This is a genomic window from Avibacterium avium, from assembly GCF_900454535.1.
Lineage (GTDB): Bacteria > Pseudomonadota > Gammaproteobacteria > Enterobacterales > Pasteurellaceae > Avibacterium > Avibacterium avium.
Genome location: NZ_UGSP01000001.1, coordinates 566261 through 578437, shown reverse-complemented (window position 1 = coordinate 578437; position 12177 = coordinate 566261). Strand labels below are relative to the sequence as shown.

Sequence of the window (12177 nt, the reverse complement as noted above, 5' to 3'; positions counted from 1 at the left end):
GCCAAGCGTGAACATTGTGAAAAATAAAAAACATTCGGTAGCGACAAAAATCGCCAATTATTTATTGCTCATTATCATCTTTGCCGCATTCATCAGCTTGCTCAGTTTGATTGTGATGCAAAGTAACAAATCTGATGCGGAATTAATCAATGTATCGGGTTCATTGCGAATGCAAAGTTATCGCATTTTATATGAAATTGAACACGAACCGCAGTTGGTGGCAGAAAATTTACAACAATACCGCGCGACCTTATATTCCAGCACCTTAGCGGATATTAACCAGCAATTTTTCGTACCTTCTGATGTAAAACAGGCTTATAAAAACTTGGTTGCACGTTGGGAAATAATGGAAGTTTATGCCAAGCAATTAGACTACCAAGCCTATCAAAAAGAAGTGAAAAATTATGTTGAGCAAGTCGATCAATTTGTTTATAACTTGCAAGAGTTTGCGGAGAAAAAGCACGATTTTGCGGTGTTATTTATTCTTTTCACAATGTTGTCGATTGTTGCAATGGTGTCTTATGTGGTGTGGTTTACCAAAAAGCAAATGGTTCGCCCACTGGAAAAATTAGCCTTAGCAAGTACACAGGTCCAAATTGGACAGTTTAATCATATTCCCCTTGATGTGAATAACGATGACGAAATCGGGAGACTTTCTTCCGTATTTACCCAAATGGCCAGTGATTTGCAAAAGCTCTATGCTGGGCTGGAAGAAAAAGTGAATGAAAAAACGCAAAAACTCAGCCAAGCCAACCGCTCTTTATCAATGCTTTATCAATGTTCTCAATTAGTTACCACCAATAATATTGATCCTACGGTGCTAAAGCAGGTGCTAAACCAAATTAAAGTGAATGAGCATTTACGCTATATTGAATTGAGCGTTTACGGCGCGGAGCATTGGCATATTTATTTAGGCGAAAATGATGCGAACTTCTCTTTACAAAAAACCGATCTTTGCGTGGAGGGAGATAAACTTGGCACGCTATATTGGCAAGCAGGCTTACCTTGCCCAGATTTGCGCACAATGCACAACGTGTCGCAAATGTTGAGCCGTTCGCTTTATTTCCATCATACACAACGCCAGCAACAACAGCTCTTATTAATGGAAGAGCGGTCAATTATTGCGCGAGAATTACACGATTCTTTAGCACAAGTGCTGGCCTATCTGCAAATTCAGCTCACTTTGTTGAAGCACAATTTGAATAAAGAAGGCGAGCAAAATAAGGAAAAAAGCCTAACGATTATTAAAGATTTCGAGCAGGCCTTGAATGACGGCTATGTTCAACTGCGCGAATTGCTCGCCACTTTCCGCTTAACGGTGCAAGAAGCCAATTTACAACTCGCTCTTGAACAAGTGATCGATTCTTTACGCAATCAAACAGAAATGAAAATGCGCGTGGAATGCAGTTTGCCGTCCCACACTTTCAATGCGCAACAGCTAGTACACGCCTTGCAAATTGTGCGTGAAGCGGCGTTAAACGCGATTAAACATTCCCAAGGCACGGAAATCGAAGTGATTGCACACACCAATGATGACGGTGAATATGAGTTGTTAGTGCGCGATAACGGCGTGGGCATTCCAAGCCTTGATGAGCCTGCGGGGCATTACGGTTTGAATATAATGAATGAACGTAGCGCCCAACTCAATGCTATACTACGCATCAATAATCGTCCTGAAGGCGGCACAGAAGTGAAAATCACGCTGCCGAATAAATTATAGAGATTAAGGAACATAATGGAAAATCTTCAACCATTTCATACATTTGGAACCAATGCACAAGCAAAAATGGTGAAAAAAATCACCGCACTTGAACAAATTCTGCCCCTTTGGCAACAAGCTCAACAACAGCAACTTCCCGTGCTTTTTCTCGGACAAGGCAGTAATGTATTGTTTGTGGAAGATTTTGACGGGATCGTGCTGGTAAATGCACTCAAAGGTATCGAACATCGTCAAGATGACCACTTTCATTATCTTCACGTTCAAGGCGGCGAAAATTGGCACGAGCTAGTGCAATGGAGCTTAAAACAAGGCATTTATGGCTTGGAAAACCTAGCCTTAATCCCCGGCTGTGTGGGATCGGCGCCAATCCAAAATATCGGGGCCTATGGCGTAGAATTTAAAGATGTATGCGATTATGTGGACGTGCTGAATCTGAATACTGGGGAGATTTTTCGTTTAAGTAAAGCGGAATGTCAATTTGGCTACCGTGAAAGCCTGTTTAAACATCAATATAAAGACGGTTATATGATTGTCGCTGTGGGATTAAAGCTCGCCAAAGATTGGCAGCCTGTGCTAAGTTATGGCACGCTTTCACGTTTTGATCCTGCCACGGTAACAGCGGAGGAAATTTTCGCAGAAGTTTGTGCCGTGCGTAGCGCAAAATTGCCAAATCCACAAGAATTGGGCAACGCGGGAAGTTTTTTCAAAAATCCTGTGATTTCCACCGCACTTTTTGAACAATTAAAAAGCCAATATCCAGAAATGCCGAGCTATCCGCAGCCAGACGGTACAGTGAAGCTCGCCGCAGGTTGGTTGATTGATCAATGTGGCCTAAAAGGCCATCAACTTGGTGGTGCGGCGGTGCATCAAAACCAAGCCTTAGTGCTAGTGAATAAAGCAAACGCAAGCGGTAAAGATGTAGCGAATCTTGCCCATCATATTCGCCAAAAGGTAGCAGAAAAATTTGCTGTGTATTTACAGCCAGAAGTGCGTTTTATCGGCGCGAAAGGCGAAATTGACAGCGAACAATTTATCTCATCACAACATTAATCATTATTCTTACTTAAACAAGGAAAGCAAAATGGATTTCAAAACAATTTTAGAAACCTTACCAACTATCGATCACCTTGCAGGCTTAAGCGTATTTGACGGTGAAACGCAAATTCATCACATTCCTGCCATTGCAGGTAAACTTGGCTCATTGCGCGTGTACAACGCCCTTGCACAAGAATTTAACGGAAAATTAGACCGCACTTGCGCAGAAAAAGGCTTGCAACTTTTTGCTGAACACACGCAAGACGCCAAACAATTCCCCGGCAAACACCCGAATATTGATCTGTTATTTACGGTGATTGAACAGGACAAGGAATACCGCCTTGAGCCTGAAATGGCAGAGGAAAAATAATGCCACAAGCCAAGCCCTTTCCTATTGGAGTGAATTATTTCAGCATCGTATTAGGTATTTCCGCACTCGGCATCGCGTGGCGTTATGCAGCGAATATATTCTCAGTACCAACGGTCATTGCAGAAAGCTTAATCGCCTTTTCAGCCTTACTTTGGGGGCTGTTATTTTCTATTTATGTGTATAAATGGATACGCTATCCTAGCCAAGCAAAAGCAGAGTTAAATCACCCCATTTTAGGCTGTTTTGTTAGCTTGATCCCCATTACACTTTTATTGATCGCAATGGGATTATTGCCTTATAACAAAGGCTTGGCGCAAATTTTGGTTGGGCTTGGTATTACGGGGCAACTTGCATTTTCGGCTTATCGCTACGGCGGATTATGGCGCGGTATCCACCCACAAGATGCCACCACGCCCGTGCTATATTTACCCACTGTTGCTGCGAATTTCGTCAGTGCAACAGCATTAGGTTTGTTAGGCTATCAAGAAATAGGAACATTATTTTTTGGTGCTGGTGTGATAGCATGGTTCATTCTTGAACCAGCTGTACAACAACGTTTACGCAATTTGACTGAGCTGCCAAACGCTATTCGCCCAACGATTGGTATCCAACTCGCCCCAGCTTTTGTTTGCTGTTCCGCCTATCTTGCTTTAAATGGCGGCAATATTGATTGGGTAGTAAAAGGCTTGATCGGGTACGGCTTATTACAATTATTGTTTTTAATTCGCCTACTCCCTTGGATCGGTAAACAATTTAGCCTTGCTTATTGGGCATTTTCGTTCGGCTTGGCTTCAATGGCTAGCGTAGGTATTCGCCTTTATGACAAAGGCGAAAATGTTACTCCTGCCTTACAGCATTTAGGATTAACAATGTTTATATTTGCTAGCCTGTGCATTGGATTTTTTATTGTAGCTACCTTAGGCTTACTAATTACTAAGCGAATTCCGTAGTTTTTCAATAGGTTAAAATAGATTTATTTTATAGCGTAAAAATTTAATCAGAAGATACGAACTTTCTTAAAAGTCCATAGTCTAAACCTACAAGAAAAGGATAGATTAATCGTTATAATCGATTGACCTTATTATAGATTATGTTATAAATAGCCCTAAAGTTGGGCGTAAAATAAGAAGGAATATGATGAACAAAGATACACAAACCCTAATGTTAGTTCCTCAAGGCAGCTTAGAAGGCTATATCCGTGCTGCGAACGAATATCCTATGCTAAGCGCAGAGGAAGAAAAGGAATTAGCGGAACGTTTGTATTATAAAGAAGATCTTGAGGCGGCAAAAAAATTGATTTTGTCTCATCTTCGCTTTGTGATCCACGTTGCGCGTGGCTATTCTGGTTATGGATTGCCACAAGCAGATTTAATTCAAGAAGGTAATATCGGCTTAATGAAAGCCGTAAAACGTTTTAATCCAGAAGTGGGCGTTCGCCTTGTATCTTTTGCAGTGCATTGGATCAAAGCGGAAATCCACGAATATGTATTACGCAACTGGCGTATCGTGAAAGTGGCAACCACGAAAGCACAACGTAAATTGTTCTTTAACCTACGCAAAACCAAACAGCGCTTAGGTTGGTTCAATGATAATGAAGTGGATATGGTCGCCGAAGAGCTTGGTGTATCTAAACAAGATGTCATTGAAATGGAAAGCCGTATGACTGGAGCAGATGTTGGCTTTGATCTTTCTAATGAAGATGATGATGAAAGCTTTGCACCAGCGCTTTACCTTGAAGATAAAAGCTCAAACTTTGCCGCAGAACTTGAAAATGAAAATTATGAAACCCAGGCGGCAGATCAAGTTGCTACTGCTCTTGAAGGTTTGGACGAACGTAGCCAAGACATTATCAAAGCACGTTGGTTAGATGAAAACAAAGCCACCTTGCAAGATTTAGCAGCGAAATATAATATTTCCGCTGAGCGTGTTCGCCAACTTGAAACTAACGCATTGAAAAAACTTAAAAGTGCGGTAACTTTCTAATAAAAAATAGGGCTAGATAACAAGCCCTATTTTTTTGTCTGTACGCTTCTCACCATTTTTATTCCCTTGCTTTTCACTGCTATAATATTTCCTTTGCCACAAACAACAGCACAAATTAGCAACCTATGACAAAATCAAATTACATCACCCGAGATGGCTGGAATACCCTTGATCAAGAGCTAAAGTTTTTATGGAAAGAAGAGCGTCCAAAAGTAACTCAAGCAGTATCTGATGCGGCAGCATTGGGGGATAGAAGTGAAAATGCAGAATATATTTATGGTAAACGCCGCCTGCGCGAGATTGATCGCCGCGTTCGTTTCTTAACCAAGCGTTTAGAGGTGCTGCAAATTGTTGATTACCACCCAAGACAGGAGAGCAAAGTCTTTTTTGGCGCTTGGGTCGCCTTAGAAAATGAACAGGGCGAAGAACATCAATACCGCATTGTGGGCTGTGATGAATTCGATCCAGCCAAAAATTGGATCTCCATCGATAGCCCCGTAGCTCGCGCCTTAATTGGCAAAGAAGTTGATGATGAAGTAAAAGTAAGCACCCCCTCAGGCTGGGTAACTTTATATATTAATCAGATTTGGTATGAGAAAAAGTAAGTATGAAACAATCAATAGCCAATGATTTATGCCATTGGTTTTTTTGTTTAGATGATTTTGGCTTTTATATTCTAAATGGAAAACTCTTACTTTTTATTGAGATTTGTCAGATTAGTTCTAATTGATCTTTTACACATTAAACAACTTGAGCTCTGTACAATACAGAGCTCAATATTTAACTTCCTAGGTGTCTAGGATTTTTGGGCGGTTCAGATCAAAGAGCGGTATTTTTTAATGAGTTTTCTGGTTATTGAGTTTATTATTACAATATTCTCTCAAACATCTCCTGCAAATAATCCCCATCCTGCATAAACAGAATATTCTTCTCGGCATAATCTTCTATATCCGTATGCAATAAATCTTCTCGCCGAGTGATGGAAAGAATAAACGCATTCAATTGAATATCTAAGCTATTTTTCTTCTGCAGATTTTTAACCTCCTCCGCCAAGCCAAATTTAGGATCGTTAATGCCCATATGCAAAATGCCTTTAGGGTCGATAAAACTTAGCCATTGCTTGCCCGTTTCCCGATCCACCAGCCAAAGCAAAAAGTCAGGATAAAAATTGCCCGCCAGCGCAAAACCCAGCCCTTTCTTTTTATTGGCGGCATTGCGCAGCAAATACAAATCCTTATCGCCAATCCAGTTTTTTAAGCGACCGTCTTCATGCGCCGCTTGCAAATCCTGTACAAAACGGATTTCACTCGCTTCGTTCATATCCATTGGCTTCATGGTCAGTGGTAAGGCTTCGGCATTTTCCAACGTCATGATGGGATAATAAAGATGCGGTTCAAAGCAAATAGCGGTGATGTTTGCCGCCTGCCAGCCCAATACTTCTTTTAACCGTCCTGACTCAATAAAATCTCTTAATTGCAAGAGTTTTTGCGCATATTCCCTGCCGTCATCATGATTCTCAATACGGAATTGGTAGCTATTTTGCAAAGCAGGATAATCTGTATCAACCCACGCGGTTTCATAAAACTCACTTTCATACATAGCTTTAAGGTTTTGATAGAATCGCTGCATATACAGTTTCAGCAGCTCAATCAAAATCCCTTGCTGATAGTGAATATCGGCAAAGGTTCGGACGGTGAGTCGGTCTTTGGGTATCCATAACTGATACCAACCGTCCGTCTGAGCGAATTTCTGAATGACGGTTTTATTAAGTTGTAAATTCCACCAAGAGCGTTGCCATTTGTATTCCCATAGCGCCAGATAAATCGCCTCCCAATCAAAAAAGGCAAATAAACTCTTATCCAGCGTATTTTTCTCACGCTTATCCAATGGGGTACGTTCGCCGACTGTTCCCGCCATATCAATTTTAGGATACAAATCCAAATCCACTTGTAAGCGCTTACCCTTTCCTTGATATTTCTCAGGCATTTCAAAAAATATAATCTCTTTTTCCTTGCGTTTAAAGCCATTTTTTTGATTGTCTTTGTAACCATCTTTAAGGCGCAAAGTTTTGAGTTTGGTAGCAGGCAAATTGGGCTTCACTTTAAAATCTACCGTCAGCATTTCATCTGGTGGTGTAATACCTTCTTCTTTGAGGTATTTTTTAAATTCTTCCATATAATTTGCGGCAATACCAAAGATATTGAGCGTCTCCAGTTTTTCTAAAAATACGCCTTCTGGACGCTCGTCTTTTCGGCTACGTTTAAGAGAATAGCCCTGCCCTTTTAATCGTACACCGCGGCCAAATAATTGGATAATCTGACTTCCCTCACCTCTGCCCATATTGAGCAAACCTAAAGTAGAAACACGCCAGCTTGACCAGCCCTCAGTAAATTTTTTAGAGCCGATCAACAAATGAATGTGACTATCTTTTCGGTTTATTTCCTGAAATAAAGACGACAAAAAATCGTCCTGCACAGTGTCAAAATCACTTTCTTTTTCCGCTGTTTTTGCAAAACTATTAGCATCACCTATATTGATCACGCCAAACGGCTTAGCATTGCCTATCGACAGAGCCAACTCACCTTCCGCAGCTTTGTTTTTTAGCAAAGTAACTTGCAATCTTCCATCAATGGCAGTGTTAAATACTTTTTGCAAAATATCGTCATACAGCGCGCTTTCTTTGCCCAAAAAGCCCATTAACGGCGTAAATTGCCCTGCAAAAATATTTGCGCCGTCTTTATTGGTTAACACAGCGGTATCGCTTAATAATTGCTTCAAGCGGTTTTCAATCACGGCACGGTTATTTAAAAAATGCGCCAAGAATCTCAAAATTTTTAAAATATCGCTGTCGTCATCTGCCACTTTGTTACCCACAAACACCCACAGCGGTTTTTCAATCTGAAAAGCACTGATAGCTTTTTGATGACGGTCAAACAAATACAATTGCTGATAAAACACCAGCAAACAGGCAGTTAAATACATATCGCCGTGCGGTGCATAATCCTCATCGCGTAAATTCAGAATTTGGCTTTCTTTGCCATAACCGTCTGCATAAAAATATTTGTAGGAATAATCAAATAACACCGCTTTGGCATAGACTTCCAACATCGCTGATTGGCGAATCGTCTGCAAGTTCAATACATCAGGCCGCAATTGTGCTAATTGAGCCTCATCCAGCCCTTTTAGGCTTTTTTTGCCAAAGAACAGATGGGCTTTTTTCTTTTGCCATTCTTCTGTTTGCTCTTTAACGGTTTTTCCCTTACTCACTGCCTGCCCAAAAGTCGCTGAATATTCAAAAGCAAAACCATCTCCGATTAACTGCTCACGGCGTTTGAACCACGTATCACCAGAGGTGCCGCGATGCCCTTCGTCCACCAGTACCAGATTTCGCCCTGCTAGGCTTTCCACTGCCACCGTCTTATCACCGTGTTTATCTGCCAATTTATTTATGTCAATGACTTGTACTGAATTTAATAAATCGCCACTTTGATTATTTTTATTAAAAAAGTAGCCTGAAAACCTGAATTTAAAAACTCTTGCAAATGCTGGTGGCTTAATCCTTCATTGGGCGTTAATAAAATAATCTGATCTATTTTTTCAGGACAATAATGCTGATATTGCAAAATATTGACGTGCATTAATAAGGTTTTGCCCGAACCAGTGGCATTCCAAAAAGCAATTTTATTTAAATCTGCCGTCTGATAATCGGATAAATCCAAATGCCCCTTTTCTTTTTGATAATTTGCCAGCGTTTCATTTAAACCTGCCAACATTTCTGCTTGACGGTTAAAAAACCAATCCAAATAAATCTCGGTAAATAACAAAGAGAGATATTGGAAATATTTCATCTGCAATTGATGGCCGCTGTCTTGATTGCGTTTAGCGGTGATTTGCTGCCAATGGCGGACAATATTTAAATCATAACGGCGAACATCTTCCTCGCTGATTTTTTCAGAAAACGGAAATAAAGCCCCAAGCTGAAGCGCCTCAAAAAAATGGGTTTGACCGTCTTCATTTAAGCCAATTAAGCGATCATGATTTAAAAAACTTTTTAAATCGGTAAAACTGCCCTGCCCCAATAAAGATAGCACCCAACGGTTTAAAATCAAATGCTCGTGAAAAGAGCGGTGGATTTTTGCTTGCTTTGCCATCTTATTCCCCCTTTTCCGTAAACATACGATTTAAAAACTCGGGTTCAATGGCACGCAAATTCAATTGGCTTTCGCTGTTATCTTCGTTTTGCCAACGGTTCGCCATGTCGTGGTCGCCGTTTAGATAAACCACATCATATTGTTCGCTGTGGGGATTAATGTTGTGTTTATCAAAAAATTCTGCCACTTCGGCATAGCCCATTTTTTCCACATCACGCCAAACAATCAACGCCCGTTCGCCATTGGGCAAAATGCCTTCTACCGTCACATAAGCGCGTTTTTCCCGTTCATCGGTAATGCCCTGCACACGGATGCCCAAAAGATAATTAAAGGTTTCGATTAAATCAATGACGGTGGATTGATACGCCCCTGCGGAATCAGTGGCGATATTCAGGCGGTAATCAAAGGGATGGCGAAAATCATCGCTGTTTAATAAAGCCGCTTTGCTTTCGGTGTCGAGCAAATAACGCAATAAATACTCTTCGCGCACGTTTTCAGGTAAGGTTTTTAAAAAATCGTCCTGCCCTTTTAAAACAATATTATTTAAAGTGTCTTCATAACTTTCCAGTTTTAATACTTTGACGATTTGTGTTTTTTCATATTCAACAAGCTTTCTATATATTCTTGGGACAACAATAGATTCCAAAGATTCACTTTGCTCAATACCAATCCATTTTCTATTATTTTTTAAAGCGGATATTACTGTAGTCCCACTTCCTAGAAAAAAATCCATTACAAGATTATTTTCTGTGCTAGTAACGTCTATTGCTCTATCTAGCAGTACTTCAGCATTTTCAGTTGAAAAACCTGTGGTATGAGCATATCCAGAAATATCCATCCAATTAGTATCTAATACTTGCTTATCACTTTCCAATACTAAATATTGAGGGGTTGCATCTTTTTTTCCACATGAAGGACAAGCATTCCATTCTCCTGAATAATGGGTGTACTTACAATTTTTACATACCAATCTCACTCTATTTTCTTTTATTAATTCTTCAATAGATTTTTGTGAGAATTTAAAATGAGCATCATATTTATAAGGTTTGAATATAGCACCAAATATATTCCTTTCAGGCGGATTTCTAAACCCAGCAGAATCATCCATTCTTCGCCAATAAGATTCTCTTTTTTCTTTTAATTTCAAATAAGGGTTTTCAAAATAAGCATTATCACTATTTCTATAAAGAAAAAGTGAATCATTAGATAGCGGCAGTGATATTCTCCCTTGTGAAGTTATATTTTTTCTAATTCTCTTAACTAAGATCTCCCCCTCAAAGTTACTTTTATCAAAAATATTATTAAGGATATTTTTGATAATATAATTTCCATTATGATCGCATCTCAAATATAAAAAGCCGTTACTTGACAATAATTTTTTTGCCAAAATCAGTCTATTATCTAATAAAGTTAACCATGATGAATCTTTGTATTCAGTTTTATATAGAAAATCTCCATTTTTTTCTAAATTAAAAGGCGGATCAATATAGATACATTTCACCTGTTCCCGATAACGGGCTTGCAAAAGGTTTAAGGCTTGGAAATTATCAGAATGAATTAAAACGCCGTCTGTGTTTGCGTCTAAATCCACTGCTTCAGTGAGCAAGGTGAGCAGTTTTTGTTGATAGCGGGGCGGATAAAGGGAGGTGTCCACCACCAAATGCGGTTGATTTTGTTGGAATTTTTTTAGATTTTGTTCATCAAGGCTACCCCAAAATCGCTCTAACTCATTGATATCAAATAAATTTTTCCATTGTACTTGTTGAGCAGGATTGGCAAGGGTTTCAGGCAGCATTTCGGCTGGAATTTTATCCAGTGTGATGAGGTAATGCGTTTGGGCAACAAATTTTTTCTTCAGCCAAAGTTTCTTTTGGAAATCTTCCAGTTGTGCCAAAAAGGTGATGATGTCGTGGGCAATTTCGCGCAAGACTTGGATTTGCCGCAGGCTGTTTTTGATTTGTTCAAAGCTGTCGGCGTGCTGGATGTTGTCGAGGTGCATCACTTCGTTTTTGATGTAGAAATCCAGCTCACGGCGTAAGAATCCGCCTAAATCTTTGTGGATGAAATAGTCGGCGGTATTTTTTTGGGTGTAATCGCTAAGGTGTTTTTCCAGCAAAGTGCGGTCGGGATTTTTGTCGGTCGGGGACTTTTCCCAAACGGCAGCCCAGCTGTCGGAAATTTGTGCTTTTAAGGCGGCGATGGTGCGGGCGTTTTCTTGGTCTTGTTTGTCTTTTTTGTCGGCAGGACGGTATTCAAAATGAATGGTTAAGGTCTTGCCGTCTTCGCTTTGCACCAGTGTTTCTATTTGTTCTTGGTAAGTCTCGCCGTCTTCATCTTGTTTTTCAATCGTTTTTGGCTCTGCCAACGCAAATAAACGTTTATTATCATTATCTTTGCGGTTGTCTTTGGCGGTGTCGGCGGCGATAAGACGGAAAAACACTTCTCGGCCGTCTGAAAGTTTAAAACGGTAATTGCTAAAGTTTTCGCCTGATTTGGTGTAGTACTGGTCTTTGTTTGCCCAATGTAATAGCACTTCTTCGCCGCTGTAGGGAATGGCATAGGTGTCGCCTTTGTAACGGCGTTGGCTGATGAAATCAGCCTTCCTCATAGTAGCGGGAAAAGAAGGTATAGAGATGGGAAAAAATCACTGCCTCGCTGTGGCTGCCTGCTTTTTGGGCTTGGGCTTGCTGTTCGGCTTCTGCTAACTCGTTTTGCCCTTGATTGGCTTGGTGAAAGGCTTGCCGTACTTTTTGCGGCAGCGTGTGAGTAAGGTATTGGTTAATCTCTTCCGCTCGGCTGTTTAAGATGCGGTAAATACCAAAATCCAAATCCGCACGGTCAGTTTGGAAGATTTCTTGGAGCTTTTGGGTAAGTTGGGGGAGATGGTGCATGGTTTTGTTTCCTTGTTTAAATTTCAA

At 40.4% G+C, this 12177-nt stretch carries 8 protein-coding genes and 1 pseudogene; 6 read left to right on the top strand and 3 right to left on the bottom strand.

Annotated features, from left to right (window positions below):
* The first annotated feature begins 16 nt into the window (after positions 1-16).
* From narQ to greB, 6 genes are all read left to right on the top strand, one after another.
* Positions 17-1720: a nitrate/nitrite two-component system sensor histidine kinase NarQ gene (gene narQ, locus DYC50_RS02830; protein WP_115250138.1), complete on the top strand. Its 1704-nt coding sequence runs from the start codon at positions 17-19 to the stop codon at positions 1718-1720.
* Positions 1721-1735: 15 nt separating this feature from the next.
* Positions 1736-2770, top strand: coding sequence for a UDP-N-acetylmuramate dehydrogenase (murB, locus tag DYC50_RS02825; RefSeq protein WP_115248918.1), 1035 nt, complete (start codon positions 1736-1738; stop codon positions 2768-2770).
* Positions 2771-2801: 31 nt separating this feature from the next.
* Complete coding sequence (locus tag DYC50_RS02820; protein WP_115248917.1) at positions 2802-3125, top strand: DUF2322 family protein; 324 nt, start codon at positions 2802-2804, stop codon at positions 3123-3125.
* A complete protein-coding gene (tehA, locus tag DYC50_RS02815; protein ID WP_115248916.1) occupies positions 3125-4075 on the top strand; it encodes a dicarboxylate transporter/tellurite-resistance protein TehA in 951 nt (316 codons plus the stop codon). Before DYC50_RS02820 ends, tehA begins: the two co-directional genes overlap by 1 nt.
* 187 nt (positions 4076-4262) lie before the next feature.
* Entirely contained in the window at positions 4263-5108 is an 846-nt protein-coding gene (gene rpoH, locus DYC50_RS02810; protein ID WP_103853568.1) for an RNA polymerase sigma factor RpoH, read from the top strand.
* A gap of 125 nt (positions 5109-5233) precedes the next feature.
* Positions 5234-5713 carry a transcription elongation factor GreB gene (gene greB / locus DYC50_RS02805; RefSeq protein WP_115248915.1) on the top strand — a complete coding sequence of 160 codons (480 nt, stop codon included), beginning with the start codon at positions 5234-5236 and terminating at the stop codon, positions 5711-5713.
* 262 nt (positions 5714-5975) lie between these two features.
* Here greB and DYC50_RS02800 read toward each other — a convergent pair.
* From DYC50_RS02800 to DYC50_RS10695, 3 genes and pseudogenes are all read right to left on the bottom strand, one after another.
* Positions 5976-9259 (bottom strand): annotated as a pseudogene (locus tag DYC50_RS02800) (DEAD/DEAH box helicase family protein).
* A gap of 1 nt (position 9260) precedes the next feature.
* On the bottom strand, positions 9261-11624 hold the full coding sequence (locus DYC50_RS10700) for a DNA methyltransferase (RefSeq protein WP_218564403.1): 2364 nt from the start codon (positions 11622-11624) through the stop codon (positions 9261-9263).
* Positions 11625-11853: 229 nt separating this feature from the next.
* Positions 11854-12150, bottom strand: coding sequence for a hypothetical protein (locus tag DYC50_RS10695; RefSeq protein WP_218564402.1), 297 nt, complete (start codon positions 12148-12150; stop codon positions 11854-11856).
* Between the last annotated feature and the right edge of the window lie 27 nt (positions 12151-12177).

Bases quoted from the DNA above. Each gene is read 5' to 3' on its own strand.
- DYC50_RS10695 (WP_218564402.1), bottom strand. From the start codon at position 12,150: ATGCACCATCTCCCCCAACTTACCCAAAAGCTCCAAGAAATCTTCCAA.
- greB (WP_115248915.1), top strand. From the start codon at position 5,234: ATGACAAAATCAAATTACATCACCCGAGATGGCTGGAATACCCTTGAT.
- tehA (WP_115248916.1), top strand. From the start codon at position 3,125: ATGCCACAAGCCAAGCCCTTTCCTATTGGAGTGAATTATTTCAGCATC.
- DYC50_RS02820 (WP_115248917.1), top strand. From the start codon at position 2,802: ATGGATTTCAAAACAATTTTAGAAACCTTACCAACTATCGATCACCTT.
- rpoH (WP_103853568.1), top strand. From the start codon at position 4,263: ATGAACAAAGATACACAAACCCTAATGTTAGTTCCTCAAGGCAGCTTA.
- murB (WP_115248918.1), top strand. From the start codon at position 1,736: ATGGAAAATCTTCAACCATTTCATACATTTGGAACCAATGCACAAGCA.